Source organism: Iodidimonas sp. SYSU 1G8, from assembly GCF_039655775.1.
GTDB lineage: Bacteria > Pseudomonadota > Alphaproteobacteria > SMXS01 > SMXS01 > RI-34.
In genome coordinates, this window is sequence record NZ_JBBYXJ010000001.1 from 1014147 (window position 1) to 1030008 (window position 15862).

Below are 15862 nucleotides of genomic sequence, written 5' to 3' on the forward strand. Positions count from 1 at the left end.
CGGCGAGGCGCCGCCCCGCCTGCCGGCTCAGCGATTGTGGAGCAGCACCTCGCCCGGTGTGGCGCCGGTGCACTCCAGGCCCTCGAAGGTGATCTGGCCGTTGACGATGGTGAAGTTGAGCCCCTCGGCCCGCTGGGACCGCCGCCAGCCGCCGGCGGGCTGATCGTACAGCTTCTCCATCTTGTCCCATGACGGCGTGCGGCGGATGGTCTGCGGATCGTAGACCACCACGTCGGCCGGCGCGCCCTCGCGCAGGATGCCGCGATCCGGCAACCCGAGCACATGAGCCGGCAGGCGGCTGAGGCCGTAATGGGCCTGTTCGGCGGTGATCAGCCCTTCCTCGCGCACCATCCACTCCAGCAGGTCCGTCGGATAGGCGCCCTGCACCACGAAATGGCAGTGCGCGCCGCCATCCGAAATACCCGGCACGACATAGGGGTTGGCCAGCACCTTGGCCGTGGTCGCGGCGGAGGTGTCATAGGCGTTGCCGACAAACTCGGCCTTGAACTCCGACTCGATCGCGATGTCGAGGATGACGTCGGCGATATGCCGGCCTTCGGTGGCGGCGATTTCGGCCACGCCCCGGTCGACATATTTGTCGAGTTGCGCATATCCCGCCGAGCCATGCACCCGCAGCTCCTGCGCCACGCCGGACGTACCCAGCCCGCCGACCAGCCGCTTGTCGATATCCTCGCGCAGACCACGGCGGATGCTTTCGTCCTTCATCATGGCGACGCGCTGCTCATACGGACCGTTCATGACGCCGTGCCAGTGCGGTGCATTATCCCAAAGGCTCCAGTCCTCGAAGGTCAGCAGGGTCGGCGAGCGCACCGTGAACCCCATGCCATAGACCTGAAGGCCCTTTTCGTGGGATTCGTTGAGCCAGTCGATGAAGGCCTCGTGCCGCGCCGGGTCCTTGTCGTTCGCCAGCAGGATATTGCGCACGATCGGCCGGCCCGATGCCTCGGCCAGCGAGGTCATGAAATCCTCGACCGTGTCGTGGTCCGACGGCGCGCCATCGAACATCTCGATGAATCCCTCGCCCCGCTTGCCCAGCTCGCGGCCGAACTCGATCAATTCGTAGTCGGGGATCACGTCCGTGGGCATGGGCGAGCCGTCCCAGTCCGGCTGGACCGAGGGCACGCCGCAGCGCTGGTAGGAGAAGCCGCAGGCGCCGTGATCCATGGCCTCGTTCATCAGCGCGAACATCTGCTGCTTTTCCGCTTCCGTCGGCCGGCGGCTCTTGGCCTCCTCGACGCTGCCCATCACATAGGCATAGAGCGGGTTGAGCGGCACCAGTGTCTGGCAGTTCACGCCCTTGGGGATGCGCTTCAGATGCTCGATCCACTGCGGCAGCGTTTCCCAGCCATATTTGTCCCATTCCATGCCTTCCTTCATGGTCTCGAAGGAAATCGCCTCGTTGCGGGTCATCATCATCTGCGCCCGCTCGCGCATATGCGGCGGAATTGGTGCGAAACCGAAGCCGCAATTGCCCAGCAGCACCGAGGTGACGCCGTGCCAGCCGGAGATCGTGCAATACGGGTCCCAGAGGATCTGCGCGTCGTAATGGGTGTGGATGTCGATGTATCCCGGCGCGACGATGTTGCCGCCGGCATCGATCACGCGGTCGGCGCTCGCCGTCTTCCGGATGCCGCCGATCTTGGCCACCTTGCCGTTCTTGATGCCCACATCGGCGCGAAAGCGCGGAAGGGTCGTGCCGTCGATGACGGTGCCGCCGCGAATGAGAATGTCGTAGTCGGACATGATGGTCTCCCCGATTTCAGATGAGGTGAAGGGTCAGACCGCGGCAGCGGTCCTGACGATGCGGCCGGCCAGCAAGGGCTCTACCCGCAGACGCTCGGGCACGTGGTCGCCGAGCATGCGGTCCACATGCTCCTCCAGGTGATAGATGCGCTTTTCGTGATAGCTGCATTTCGGCCCGGCGAAGACGGGAGAGCGCAGCGAGTGCTGGATGTGCTCCATGTTCCAGGTGTCTTCGTCGAGCACGATGTCGAAATAGGCGGCGCGCTGCGCGTGGTCCGGCGGCGGATCGCCCTGCCCCCAATCCTCCTCGACCACCGAGGTGACGATCCGCGTGTGTTCGTGACCCAGCGGCCAGAACTCCATGAGGATGTAGCCGGTCTCGCTGGCCGGGGTCAGGAGGTTGGGAAAGATGTGATAGGACACGTTGGCCTCGCGGCGCAGCACCCGGCCCTCGTCCCAGTCATCGGGAATCACATCCGGCGGCGCCTTGTAGTTCTGCGGCGTCGCCGGCACGATCATGCGCGAGTGGCCATTCTCGAAGAAGGTCGACACCGTTCCCCGGTAGTCGATGGTGCCCGAGACCGTTTCCGGATGGATGGTCGTGATGTGGTAGACCTCGATGAAGGCCTCGATCGCGACGCGCCAGTTGCAGGCGATCACGCGCTCGCGGCGGTTCGAGGGCCGCTTGTGCGCCGCCCAGGCGAAATCCGTCGCTACAGGACCCAGCCACGCCGCGAGATCGGGCGCATCGGCATGGACATTGATGAAGATGTGATCGCCCCACAGCTCGCAGCGCACCGATTTGAGGTTGTGCTTGCTGCGGTCCATGTCCGGGGAGAAGTCCCAGGGACCGGGGATGCCGACCAGCTTTCCTTCCAGGTCGTAGGTCCAGCTGTGGAACTGGCACTTGAGACGGCTGCCGGCCTTGCCGCATGGCTCGCGGGTAATGGTCGCGCCCCGATGCTGGCAGGTATTGTAGAAGGCGCGGATGACGCCGTCGCGCCCGCGCACGAGCAGGATCGGCGCCCTGCCGAAATTATCGAATGACTTGTAGTCGCCGGGCTCCGGAAGCTCCCATGCCGAGCCGGCGTAGAGCCACGCCTTGTCGAAGACATGCTCCTGTTCCAGCCGGTGGAACGCCGCATCGATATAGCGCTCGCGCGGAATGGGCGGCAGGTCCGGAAACCCGTCCGGCGGCGCGTTGCGAGACCGCTCGCGCTGGATTTCCACACGTAGAAGATCGACTGTCGCGGTATCCATGGCTTCCTCCCCGAAGCTGGTGAACCGTCGTAAGCCGTATCAATTTCAAACATGTTACAATCAGAGTCAAGACAGAGCTTTGGCCTCCATCTTGACTCCCTCACAGCGACGAAATGTCAGCCGCCGGCGACGCTCTTGGACGCGATCTCGTACACGTCCTTCGACAGACCGGGCTGGCGCAGGATCCGGTCAATCTCGGCCCGCATCAGGCCACGCCGCTTCTCGTCGTAGCGGCGCCACTGGTTGAAGCCACCCACCATGCGCGCCGCGACCTGCGGATTGATCCGGTCCAGCTCCAGCACCGTGTCGGCGAGCAGTTCGTAGCCGCCGCCATGGGCGTCATGGAAACGGGGCATGTTGGATTGGGTGAACGCGCCGATCAGCGAGCGGACCCGGTTCGGATTCCTGATGGAGAATGACTCGTGCCCCATCAGCGACCGGACCCGTTCCAGCGTATCGGGCAATTCGGACATGGCCTGCACCGACAGCCACTTGTCGATCACCAGCGGATTCTTCGACCATTTTTCGTAGAACGCCTGCACGGCTTCCTCGCGCTCCGGCACATCCGTATTGGCGAGCGCGGTCAGCGCGGCCAGCGAATCGGTCATGTTGTCGGCCCAGAAGAACTGGTCGCGGCACAGTGCCACGGTCTCCCGCGACGGATTGGCCATGAGATAGAACAGGCAGGCATTCTTGAGGCTGCGGCGGCCCACCGCGTCGGATGCGAAGCGATAGGGCTGGCGATCGTTCAGGCGATGGTAGATCGCCAGGAACCTGTCACCCAGCCGACGCGACAGCTCGGCGCGCACGAACTGGTGCACATGCTCGATGGCCTCCACGTCGATCTCGGCCATCTGCTGCGCCAGATAGGACTGGCTGGGCAAGGTGATGGCGAGCGCGATGAACGCGGGATCGAGGCTGGCGCTGGTCAGCACCGCCTCGAACGCGGTGAGGAAGGTCGGGTCCAGCACCATGGGCTGGCGTTGGCGATAGGCCGTCACCAGATCGAGCATCAGGCCGGTCGCCAGGGTCTGGCCGGCTTCCCACCGGGCAAACTCGTCGGGATCATTGCTCAGCAGGAACGCCAGATCCTCGCGGCTGTAGCCTGCATCCAGCGTGACGGGCGCCGAGAACCCGCGCAGCAGCGACGGCACCGGCCGCTCGCCGATACCGGTGAAGGTAAAGCTCTGCTCGGGCTCCTTGACGTCGAGCACGCGGCTGAGCGGGCCGTCGTCATTGTCGCCCTCGAAGGTGAGCGGCATCTGGCGGCCGCCCGCGCCCAGCAGACCAACCGCCAGCGGGATATGAAGCGGACGCTTTTCCGGCTGGCCCGGAGTCGGCTTGGCCGACTGCCTGACCCTCAGCGTGTAGGTCTGCTCGCCCTCGTTCCAGGCGCCGCGGACTTCCAGATGCGGCGTGCCGGCCTGGCCGTACCAGCGGGTGAACTGGGTGAGGTCGACGCCGGAGGCATCCTGCATGGCGGCGACGAAATCCTCGACCGTGGCGGCGGTGCCGTCATGGCGCTTGAAGTAGAGGTCCATGCCCTTTCGGAAGTTGTCCTTGCCGATGATGGTCTGCATCATCCGGATGATCTCGGCGCCCTTCTCATACACGGTCGCCGTATAGAAATTGTTGATTTCAATATAGGATTCGGGACGCACTGGGTGCGCCTGCGGCCCGGCATCCTCGGGGAACTGGCGGGCGCGCAGCATCTTGACGTCGTCGATGCGCTGCTCGGCGGCCGACTGCATGTCGGCGGAGAACTGCTGGTCGCGGAAGACGGTCAGGCCTTCCTTCAGGCTCAGCTGGAACCAGTCCCGGCAGGTCACGCGGTTGCCGGTCCAGTTATGGAAATATTCGTGCGCGATGACGCTTTCGATGGCGTTGAAGTTGGCGTCGGTCGCGGTTTCGGGCGTCGCCAGCACATAGGCGCTGTTGAAGACGTTGAGGCTCTTGTTCTCCATCGCGCCCATGTTGAAGTCGCGGACGGCGACGATGTTGTAGATGTCCAGGTCGTATTCCAGACCGAAGACGTCCTCATCCCATTTCATGGATTTCTTCAGCGATTCCATGGCGTGCGCGCACTTGTCGCTGTCCTCGGCCACGGTATAGATCCGCAAGGTCACGTCGCGACCGGACGATGTGATGAAATGGTCTTCCACATGGGCCAGATCGCCGGCCACCAGGGCGAACAGGTAACTCGGCTTCAGAAACGGGTCTTCCCAGACCGCCTGATGCCGGCCGCCGTCGAGATCGTCGGTTTCCACCAGATTGCCGTTCGACAGCAGCACCGGATACTTCGTCTTGTCGGCGGTGATCCTGGTGGTGAAGCGGGACAGCACGTCGGGACGGTCGAGGAAATAGGTGATACGGCGGAAGCCTTCCGCCTCGCACTGGGTACAGAAATTGCCGCTCGACTGGTACAGGCCGGAAAGCTGGGTGTTTTCCTGCGGCTTGAGGCGCGTGACGATCTGGATTTCGGCCTCATGCCCGATCAGGGGAATGATCAGGCTGGCGGGCGTAACCGTGTAATCATCGCGCCCCAGCGCATGGCCATCGACCTTCACGGAGATCAGCTCGAGGTCCTCGCCATCCAGGGTCAGCGGGTCCTCGGACCGCGTCCGCCGCACCGACATGGTCGATGTGACGAGGGTGGATTCCTCGGCCAGATCGAAGCGCAGATCGACCTTCTCGATGGCGAAGGACGGCGAGCGGTAATCCTGCAGGCGGATGGTCTGGGGGCTGGCGTGGTCCATGAAACCCTTCGCGTCATGATGTGGAAGTAGCGCCGCGGCCCCGCTCGATCAGCGAAGTCGCGGCGCCGGAGGCTGTGATGTAGGGTGCCTCACCGAGGGGGCAAAGAGAAACCCGCCCGCTCGCCAAGGCACCCAATTCGGGTCAGACCACGTCTTTCCAGTCGGCGAAGCCCTTGCCGGCGCGGGCCAGCTTCTCGAGCAGGGACGAGTATTTCCAGCCCCGCTCGCCATACTTCTGCCGGTACTTCTCGACCGCCGCATGGACCTTGTCGACGCCGATCGTGTCGGCATAGAACATCGGCCCGCCGCGGTAGGACGGGAAGCCGTAGCCATTGATCCAGATGATGTCGATGTCGCAGGGACGCAGGGCAATGCCCTCTTCCAGTTCGCGCGCGCCTTCATTGATCGCGGCGTAGATGCAGCGTTCGATGATCTCCTCGTCGGAAATCACCCGCCGCTCCACGCCCCGCTTCTCGGATTCGGCGGCGATGATCGCCTCGACGTCCGGATCAGGCTGGGCCTTGCGGTCGTCGCCATACTTGTAGAAGCCGGCCTTGGTCTTCTGGCCGTAGCGGCCCTGCGCCACCAGGATATCGGCGAAGACAGGAAACGCCGGATCGATGGGGAACAGGTCGGGGAATTCGCTGCGGGCGCGGGCACCCACGTCGAGACCGGCCAGATCAGTCATCTGGAACGGCCCCATCGGCATGCCGAAATTGTACAGCACGGTGTCGATCTGATGCGGCGTCGCGCCTTCCAGCAGCATCTTGTTGGCTTCGGCGCTGTAGCGCGACAACATGCGATTGCCGATGAAGCCATGGCAAACACCGGCGACCACGCCGATCTTGCCGATGGTCTTGGCCAGCGCCATGCAGGTGGCGAGAACGTCCTTGGCGGTCTTGGCGCCGCGCACGATTTCCAGCAGCCGCATCACGTTCGCCGGGCTGAAGAAGTGCAGGCCGATGACGTCCTCCGGCCGCTTCGTCACGTCCGCGATCTCGTTCAGGTCGAGATAGGACGTGTTCGACGCGAGGATCGCGCCGGGCTTCAGGATGGCATCCAGCTTGCGGAACACCTCCTTCTTGACCTCCATGTTCTCGAAGATCGCCTCGATGACGATGTCGACACCGGCGATATCGTCATAGCTGAGGCTGCCGGTGATGAGGCCCAGGCGCTTGTCCACCTCCTCGGCGGTCAGGCGGCCTTTCGCCTGGGTGTTGCGGTAGTTCTTTTCGATGATGCCCAGACCGCGATCCAGCGCCTCCTGCGTCGCTTCGATCACCGTGACCGGAATACCCGCATTGGCGAAATTCATGGCGATGCCGCCGCCCATGGTGCCCGCGCCGAGAACAGCCGCCGTATTGATCGGCCGCAGCGCGATGTCCTTGGGCACATCGGGAATCTTGGCCACTTCACGTTCGGCGAAGAACATGTAGCGCATGGCCTTCGATTCGGTGCTGGCCATCAGCTCGGTGATGCCCTCGCGCTCGATCCGCATGCCTTCGTCGAACGGCAGGGCAACCGCCGCCTCGATGCACTGCACGATCTTCTCGGGCGCCGGGAAGCCGCGCATCTTCGCCAGGCCCTTGCGGAAGTCGGCGAAGAAATTGGCCGGCAGGCTGGAGGCATCGATCGGGATGTCGCGCACGCGGCGCGCGGGGGCGCCCTTGGCCACCAGATCCTGGGCAAAGGCGATGGCGCCCTGCTTCAGGTCGCCGTCAATGATCGCGTCGAGGATGTCCAGGTCCTTCGCCTCGGGCGCCGGAATGGGGTTACCGTCGACGATTACCTTCAGGGCGCGCTCCGGGCCGATCAGCCTCGGCAGGCGCTGGGTGCCGCCCGCGCCGGGCAACAGGCCCAGCTTCACTTCTGGCAGGCCAACCTTGGCCGACGGCACGGCAACCCGGTAATGCGCCGCCAGCGCGGTTTCCAGGCCGCCGCCCAGCGCGGTGCCGTGAATCGCGGCGACGATGGGCTTGGAGGCGTTCTCCATGGTTTCCTGCACCGACCGCAGGTCCGGCCCTTTCGGCGGCTTGCCGAATTCGGTGATGTCGGCGCCGGCAATGAAGGTCCGTCCGTCGCAGATCAGGACGATGGCCTTGACCTCCGGGTCGGCGTCCAAGGCCTTCACCCCGTCGAAAATACCTTGGCGCACCGGCGCCGAAAGGGCATTTACCGGCGGGCTATCGACTGTAATGATGCCGATATCACCCTGTTTCTCCCACCTTGCGGCTACTGACATGACTGGATTCCCTGAGTTGGTTCTTTTCTGGTTGGAAAGCTCGCACGACGGGTGGCCACCCGCGCGGAATTCCTGTTAGAACAGGTCGGACGAGCCGCCGACAATGTGCCAGACCAGCGATTTCACAGGCAAGACCTATAGATGCCAGCGTTAATGCGCCGACGTGAAACGGGGGGCCGGATTGATCGGTCTCGTCCGCTTTCGTTCAGCTTCAATGGACGGCCCTGCGTCGGCTTCGCGGGAGATACACTCGCGTCCGCCCTGCTCGCCAACGACATTTCCATCATCGGCCGCAGCCTGCGGCATAACCGGCCGCGCAGCATCATGGGGGCCGGATATTCCGACCAGACCTCCTACCTGAAGCTGCACGAGAACGGCGGCATGCGCATCGTGCAGGCGACTCAGGTGGAACTTTACGACGGCCTCACGGCCGAAAGCCTGTTGCCCTGGCCGCCACCGACCCTGATCGAACGGCTGCGCCGGGACCAGCCGAAAGCGCCGACGACCGATCCGGTCCACACCGCCATGCGGCCCGATTTCGCCGCCGAATCCGGCTTCGCCCATTGCGACGTGCTGGTGGTCGGCGGCGGCCCCGCCGGTCTCATGACCGCCCTGACCGCCGGCTACGCCGGCGCGCGCGTCATCGTGGCGGATGATGGATTCTCCATAGGAGGCAGCCTGCTCTGGTGCCCCGCGACCATCGACGGCATGGACAGCGATACCTGGCTGCAGGATGCGGAACAGGCGCTGCGCAGCCTGCCCGACGTTCAGATCTTCACCCGCAGCACCGTGACCGGCATCGACGGACGCGGTCATGTGGTGATTCTGCGCGAATGCGCCGGGCCTGAGACCGCGGGGTCATCGACGGGCGGCCAGTGGCAGGTCTGGAAGATCATCGCCAAGCAGATCGTCCTGGCCTCGGGCACCGTGGAACGCCAGATGGTCTTTCCGGACAACGACACGCCGGGCGTCATGCTGTCGAGCGCTGTGCTGGGTTATTCCCGCCAATTCGCCCTGCAACCCGTCGATGGCGCGGTGGCCGTGGTCAGCAACAATGACCGTACCCTCGAACTGGCGGCGCGCCTGTTCGACGAGGGATTGCGGATCGAGACGGTAATCGATGCCCGGCGCGAAATCCGCGCCGAAATGATTACCGCCATGTGCGACCGGGGCATCAATCTGTTTGGCGGCCATGTCATCACCAGGATCTCCGGTGAAACGCATGTTGATGGCATCGAGGTGAACCATCTGAGCGAAGGCCGCGTGGATGGAGACCGTAAGCATTTCGCCTGCCGGTTCGTCGCCACGTCGGGCGGCTGGAATCCCCGCATCGACCTGTTGCGCCAGGCCGGCGGCACGGTCGCCTACGATGCGGGCTCCGCGGCCCTCGTCCCCACCAGCCTGGGGTCGATCTCGTTCGCCGCGGGCAGCGTCGCCGGAAACGGATCGCTCAATTTCGCCCTGCAATCGGGCCGCGACGCCGGCGTCGCCGCCGCACGCGCCATCGGCCTGAAGGGCGGCGAGGAAATCACCGTCCCGGAGACCGATGCCCAGCCCGGACCCACGACCACCATGCCCTTGTGGCAGGTGCCGCAGTCGGGCCTGAGCAACCGGGCCCGGCAGTGGGTCGACCTGCGGCGGGACATGACGACCAGCGACTATTCGCCATCGGGCCGCGCCGCCGAGGATACCTGGCTGGGCGGGATCGCCGACGCGGCCCTGACGCCGCCGCGTCCGGCCGTGAGCTTCGACTTCGTCACCATGAACGTGGAACGCAAGCCGGAGCCGCCCTTGCGCCTTCTGCCCGCGCATCCATCCTATGCCGCGCGCGACGCGGCGTTCCGGCGCACCGGCGGATGGCTCAGCCCGGCCTACTATCCCGTTCAGGACGCGACGGCGGAACAGGCCGTCACCGCCGAGATGCATGCCGCCCGCAATGGCGGCGGTCTGATCGACTTTTCCTTCCTGGGCCGCATCGAGATTGCCGGCGACAACGCCCCCGACTTCCTCGAGCGGCTCTATTGCACCCCCATGGCCAACCTGCCGATCGGCACCGCCCGCTATGGCCGTATGCTGGACGAGGCAGGCGCGGTGGTCGATCACGGCATCGTCGCGCGGCTCGACGAGACACGCTTTCTGATCCACACCTCGCCAGGCAACGAGGGGCCTGTGCGTGAATGGTTCGAGAGCTGGCTGAGCACGGACCTGGCCAGAATGTCCGTGGTGATCGCGCCGCTGGGCTCCTCCTGGGCAACCTTCGCCGTCGCCGGACCCCGCGCCCGTCAGGTTCTGCTCGAGCTCGAGCGGGATATCGATATCTCCACGGCGGGCTTCCCTTTCCTCGCCGTGCGCGAAGGCACCTTGTGCGGCGCGCCCGTCCGGATGATCCGGACAGGCAATATCGGCGAGGTCTGCTTCGAGGTCAGCGTCCCCGCCAGCTACGGCAAGTCGCTGTGGGACATGCTGATGATGGCCGGCTCGCGCTTCGGCCTCAAGCCGGTCGGCGAAATCGCGCTTCACCGGCTGGCGGCGGAGAAAGGCCGGATCGATATTCCGGGCGTGGCGAGCCGCAGCCTGACGCCCTTCGACCTTGATCCGGCGGGTAAATACCGCCCGAAGGACGAGGAATTCGTCGGCAAGAGCGCTTTGGCCCGGGCCCGCAGCGGACCGCAGGAACGCCTGCAACTGGTGGCGCTACGCAGCGAGGACGCGGCCATCGTGTTGCCCCAGAGCGGCATGGTCGTCTCGCTCGACGGCAATCAGGACAACAGGCAGGGCCGGATCGTCCTCAGTTTCGACAGCGACGCGGTTGGACAGCCTGTGACCCTGGCGCTGATCGTCAACGGGCATCAGCGCCTGGGCGACACTGTCCGCGTCACCGCGCGCGGCGCCAGCGCGCCGGCCCGGATCGTGAAGCCGTTCATCTTCGACCCCAGCGGAAGGCGCCGTTATGGTTGATCTCGTCGCCCAGTCACCGCTGCAGGACCATTGGGCGGACAATTATCCGGCGCGCATTCAGCGCACCGGCCTCGATGTGCGCGAAAATCCCGGACGCCTGAAATATCTGCTGGCGACCGACGGAACCAGCGATGTGCTGCGGGCCGTCACCACCTCGCTGGGCGCGCCGTTGCCGGCCACGGCCAAGGACATCACGGGCGACGATCCCTGCTGCATTCGGCTGGCGCCCAACCGGTGGCTGATCTGCTACGAGCGCTCGCATGGCCTCGGCGAACGGCTGATCCGCACCACCGCCGCGCTGCAGGCCTCGGTCAACGATGTCAGCGACGGCTGGCTGTCCATCGATATCGCCGGTCCCCTCGCCTACGCGCTGCTGGTGCGCGGCTGTGAGCTGGACCTGCACCAGCGTGCCTTCGGCAAGGGACGCTTCGCGGCCACCCAGATCGCGGCCATCGACGTGCTGATCCATTTGCGGGTCCACGCCGACTCCTACGAGGTTCTGGTGGATCGCTCGCTTGCGGCGGACCTCTGGATGTGGCTAAAGGACAGGGCGAAGGAACTCACCGAGTAAGGGGAGCCCCCGCGCACCCGGCGAGTCCCAACGAGAAGACCCATGAACGGCCCTGAAGACAGCTACGTCCTGACCCTCACCTGCCCCGACCGCACCGGCATCGTTGCCGCCGTCACCGGATTCCTCGCCGAGCGGGACGGCTTCCTGACCGAGCTGTCCCACTACGCCGATCCGGTGTCGAAACGCTCGTTCCTGCGCACTGTCTTCCACGCCGGCAGCCCCAAACTGCCGACCCGCGAGAAGCTGCAGCAGGAATTCCTCGCCGTTTCCGACCGGTTCTCCATGGATTTCCGCATCGTACCCGCCGCGCAGAAATGCCGCGTCATGGTGCTGGTCAGCAAGTTCGGCCACTGCCTCAACAATTTGCTGCACGACTGGCGCAATGGCAGCCTGCCCATCGACATCCGCGCCGTCGTCTCGAACCACGAGGACATGCGCTCGCTGGTCGAATGGCACGGCATTCCCTACCAGTACCTGCCGGTGACGGCAGAGACCAAGGCGAGACAGGAAGAACGGATCAAGGAACTGGTGGGCTCGCTGGAGATCGATCTGGTCGTGCTCGCGCGCTACATGCAGATCCTGTCCGACGACATGTGCCGGGCGCTGGAATGGAAGGCGATCAACATCCACCATTCCTTCCTGCCCAGCTTCAAGGGCGCCAAGCCCTATCATCAGGCCCATGCGCGCGGCGTGAAGATCATCGGGGCAACCGCCCATTACGTCACCCAGGCGCTGGACGAAGGCCCGATCATCGAACAGTCGGTGGAACGCATCGACCATGTGCAGACGCCCGACGACATGGTGCGCATCGGCCGCGACATCGAAAGCGTGGTGCTCAACCGCGCCGTCCGCTGGCACGCGGAACACCGCATCCTGGACAACGGCAACAAGACGGTCGTGTTCAAGTCCTGAAGCGACAACTAGGCTGCCGTCGACGCTCGGTATATCGCCTCAGCGTGAACGTCGGCGCAATCAATGGTCTCGAAACCGACATCTTGATCAGCAAACGCCAAGAACATATCGGTTCCACCTAAAACCACAGCCTGAGCCCCTTTCTCGCACAATGCGCGGCCAGCTTCAAACAAGGTTCGACGCTGTTCTCCAGTTGATCGCCCATTCGTCGCAATACCCAAATACGCTTGATGTACGTCGTCGAATGAATCGGCAGGAATGACTAAGTCTGAGGACCTTAGCGCGCCATAGCATCCAGTCTGCATGACGACACGGGTGCCAAGCAAGCCCACCCGATGCAGTCCTCGCCCGGCTATAGTCGCTTCAAGCGCCGGAAGGGCGCTGATGATCGGAAGAGGCGACCGAGCCTCAACCTCGCGAACGCAGAAATGGCCCGTCATTGAGGTAATCGCAGCGACCTGGGCGCCCGCGTCGCGGAGCCTGCCGATGAGAGAGAGGAAAATTCCAGCCTGTTCGCTGGCTGCCCCCCGGGCGGCGTTCGCGCTCAACGTAGCGACGTCAGCGTGAGCGATTGTAATATCCAGTGAATGAGTTGACCCAGCGTAAAGCTGGATCAGCCTACGATAATAGTAGTCGGTGGCCGCCGGCCCAATTCCGCCAATAAGTCCAATATGCATCAATACACTCTGGAGATAACATCGGTTGAATATCGGTTTTAGTTACGCCGTCTCCCTCGGCTACCTTGCGAGCCTAACCGCTGGCTGCGGGGCGTCGCGCTGGCGCCATGTCCGGGCCGCCTGTTCGACGCGGCCCATGGTCTGCGAGGTCTGCGTCACCGCCAATTTGGGATAGATGTCGGCGGCGTTCCTGTCCCCGGCTTCCTTGGCGAGGTTCAGCCAGACCATGCCCTGAAACGTGTCACGCGGCACGCCCCTTCCCTGCACCAGCATCAGCCCATAAGCCGCCTGCGCGCCGGCGTCGCCGAGATCCGCCGCCCGCTGCAGCATGCTGGCGGCGCGCGTCGTGGCCGCGGCATCGGGTTTTCCGGAAAGCGCGGCCAGCGCCAGTGTCATCAGCGATCCGGCATGGCCATTGGCCGCCGCCTCGCGGCGCCAGCGATCGGCCGCGGCGCGGTCGGCGGCGACACCCGTGCCTTTTTCCAGCATGCCCGCCACCGCGGCCTGCGACACCGAATGACCGCCTTCGGCGGCCTTGCGGAACCAACCATAGGCGCCCGGCATGTCGCGTCGGTCGGCCAGGATGCGGCCCAGATGATACTGGGCGAGCGTGTCCCCGCCCTCGGCGAGAGGTCGCAATTGCTGAATGGCGCCATCGACGAAACCGACGCGCAGATTGTCCAGCGCGCCTTCGATCGTCTCGATGGATGCTTCGTCCCGCGCCGCCAGCAGCCCGCGCGGCGCCTGCAACGGCCCCTCGACGAAGCCATTGACGTAGAAGCGGAACAGTCGGGCACCGTCCGGCCCGGCCTGAACGACCCGCAAGCTTACCGTGTCCGGCGCCCCGGGCAGCCGGAACGCACAGCATGCCTCGCCCATCAGGACATTGAGCGGCTGGCCGTCACCGCTGCGAAGAAGCCGGAAATAGGTCTCGACCCGGCGGTCGAAGTCGCGTGCCGCCATCCCGCCGATCAGGATCGGCTTGTCCGGCGAAAAACCATACGCCGGATCCTGAGCCACGCCCTGAAGGCGGACCGTCCGGTCAGCCGCCGCCACAGGCGGTGGGGGCGCGTTGACACGCACCGGCGGACTGATTTGCGGCGCCTGCTGAACAGGGATGGTCTGCCCGGCGGGAACAGTATCCTGCGCATGCGATGCGGGCACCCATGCGAAGGCCAGTGCCGTGATGGAAAGAATCTGGGTTGGCCTCATCCGGTTCCGCTCGTCAGTCGTGCCCTAAGGCGCGCGACGGTGTCCGCTGCCGCGACCAGCCCCAGCTTGGAGCGCCGCCACAGAAAATCATCCACCGTCTCGAGCCACTCATGTCGCAAGAGATAGCCGATTTCAGCTTCGTAGACACCATCACCGTAATGCGCGCCGAGATCGTCCAGCGAACCCGCCTTGCCGAGGATCATGCGTGTCCGGCTCCCGTAGGAGCGGCTCAGACGGCGCGCCAGACCGGACGGCAGCCACGGATATTCGTTCAGGATATCGGCCAGAAGGCGCTCGAAATCTCCCTCCGGCAGATCGCCGCCGGGCAGCACCGCCTGAGCGGTCCAGGGGCCTGACGCATTAGGCAGGTGCGGCCCGAGCAGCGCCAGCGCCTGCTCGGACAAAACCCGGTAGGTGGTGAGCTTGCCGCCCAGGACCGACAGCAGTGGCGCCTCGCCGTGGGGTGCGTCCAGATCCATCAGGAAGTCGCGGGTGACGGAGGACGGATCATTCTCGGCATCGTCGACGAGCGGCCTGACGCCGGCGAAGGACCAGACCACGTCCGACGGCGCCACGGACTTGCGGAAGTAGCGATTCACCGCGCCGCACAGATAGTCCACTTCCTCCGGCGAAATGGTGACCGTGTCCGGCATCTCGGGCAACTCGACTTCGGTGGTGCCGACCAGCGAGTAGCGCTCCTGGAACGGCAGCACGAAAACGACCCGGCCATCGGTGTTCTGCAGCAGATAGGCTTCGTCGCCCCGGGTCAGGCGGGGCAACACGATGTGGCTGCCCTTGACCAGCCGCAGCCGGTCCCGCTCCGTGGTCTGAATCCGGTCCGTCATGAGATCCGCCGCCCAGGGCCCGGCCGCGTTTACCAGAACACGCGTCGCGACGGTTGTCGTCCGTCCGTTTCGCCTGTCGCGCAATACAGCCCGCCACTGTCCCGCCTCGCGCGCGGCGGAGACCAGCTCGGTGCGGGTCAGAATCGTCGCGCCCCTCGCCGCGGCGTCCATGGCGTTGGCGACGACCAGCCGAGCGTCATCCGCCCAGCAGTCCGCGTAGACGAAGCCGCGGCGGAATTCGTCCTTGAGAACGCCGCCCGCCGGATCGCCGCGCAGATTGACCGAGCGCGACCGGGGCAGTTTCTGACGGCCGCCAAGGCGGTCATAGAGCAGAAGGCCGATGCGCAGCATCCATCCCGGGCGCGAGGCCAGCCCTTGCGGCAGGACGAATTCCAGCGGCCATACCAGATGCGGCGCCGCCCGCAGCAGCACCTCCCGCTCCTTGAGCGCCTTGCGCACCAGCGCGAATTCATAATGTTCCAGATAGCGCAGGCCGCCATGGATCAGCTTGGAACTGGCCGAGGACGTCGCCCCGGCGAGATCGTCGCGCTCGCAGAGCATGACGCTGAGGCCGCGTCCCGCGGCATCCCGCGCGATCCCTGTCCCGTTGATGCCGCCGCCGACGACGAGCAGGTCAACCGATTGGCTTTGCACGTCTTCCATTG

Annotated in this window: 10 protein-coding genes; 3 read left to right on the forward strand and 7 right to left on the reverse strand. The window is 65.0% G+C overall.

The annotated features are described in order from the left end of the window. Positions 1–27: 27 nt before the first annotated feature. The 4 genes from WJU17_RS04970 to WJU17_RS04985 all read right to left on the reverse strand — a co-directional run bounded on the left by WJU17_RS04970 (position 28) and on the right by WJU17_RS04985 (position 8022). Entirely contained in the window at positions 28–1764 is a 1737-nt protein-coding gene (locus WJU17_RS04970) for an amidohydrolase family protein (RefSeq protein WP_346326228.1), read from the reverse strand. 33 nt (positions 1765–1797) lie between these two features. Continuing rightward, on the reverse strand, positions 1798–3024 hold the full coding sequence (locus WJU17_RS04975; protein ID WP_346326229.1) for an aromatic ring-hydroxylating dioxygenase subunit alpha: 1227 nt from the start codon (positions 3022–3024) through the stop codon (positions 1798–1800). Positions 3025–3140: 116 nt separating this feature from the next. Then, positions 3141–5780, reverse strand: coding sequence for an aminopeptidase N (gene pepN, locus WJU17_RS04980; RefSeq protein WP_346326230.1), 2640 nt, complete (start codon positions 5778–5780; stop codon positions 3141–3143). Positions 5781–5922: 142 nt separating this feature from the next. Continuing rightward, positions 5923–8022 carry a 3-hydroxyacyl-CoA dehydrogenase NAD-binding domain-containing protein gene (locus WJU17_RS04985; protein ID WP_346326231.1) on the reverse strand — a complete coding sequence of 700 codons (2100 nt, stop codon included), beginning with the start codon at positions 8020–8022 and terminating at the stop codon, positions 5923–5925. Positions 8023–8175: 153 nt separating this feature from the next. Here WJU17_RS04985 and WJU17_RS04990 point away from each other — a divergent pair, with 153 nt between their 5' ends. The 3 genes from WJU17_RS04990 to purU are packed head-to-tail and all read left to right on the forward strand — an operon-like array spanning position 8176 to position 12463. Further along, positions 8176–10980: a 2Fe-2S iron-sulfur cluster-binding protein gene (locus WJU17_RS04990; protein WP_346326232.1), complete on the forward strand. Its 2805-nt coding sequence runs from the start codon at positions 8176–8178 to the stop codon at positions 10978–10980. Next, positions 10973–11551, forward strand: a complete 579-nt coding sequence (locus WJU17_RS04995) for a sarcosine oxidase subunit gamma family protein (protein ID WP_346326233.1) — start codon at positions 10973–10975, stop codon at positions 11549–11551. Before WJU17_RS04990 ends, WJU17_RS04995 begins: the two co-directional genes overlap by 8 nt. Before the next feature lie 42 nt (positions 11552–11593). After that, on the forward strand, positions 11594–12463 hold the full coding sequence (purU, locus tag WJU17_RS05000) for a formyltetrahydrofolate deformylase (protein WP_346326234.1): 870 nt from the start codon (positions 11594–11596) through the stop codon (positions 12461–12463). A gap of 8 nt (positions 12464–12471) precedes the next feature. Here purU and WJU17_RS05005 read toward each other — a convergent pair whose 3' ends face one another. The 3 genes from WJU17_RS05005 to glpD are packed head-to-tail and all read right to left on the reverse strand — an operon-like array spanning position 12472 to position 15851. Then, positions 12472–13140 (reverse strand): aspartate/glutamate racemase family protein, encoded by a 669-nt coding sequence (locus WJU17_RS05005; RefSeq protein ID WP_346326235.1) that lies wholly within the window; start codon positions 13138–13140, stop codon positions 12472–12474. A gap of 60 nt (positions 13141–13200) precedes the next feature. Beyond that, positions 13201–14352: a tetratricopeptide repeat protein gene (locus WJU17_RS05010; protein ID WP_346326236.1), complete on the reverse strand. Its 1152-nt coding sequence runs from the start codon at positions 14350–14352 to the stop codon at positions 13201–13203. After that, a complete protein-coding gene (gene glpD / locus WJU17_RS05015; RefSeq protein ID WP_346326237.1) occupies positions 14349–15851 on the reverse strand; it encodes a glycerol-3-phosphate dehydrogenase in 1503 nt (500 codons plus the stop codon). The genes WJU17_RS05010 and glpD overlap by 4 nt, the downstream gene beginning before the upstream one ends. Between the last annotated feature and the right edge of the window lie 11 nt (positions 15852–15862).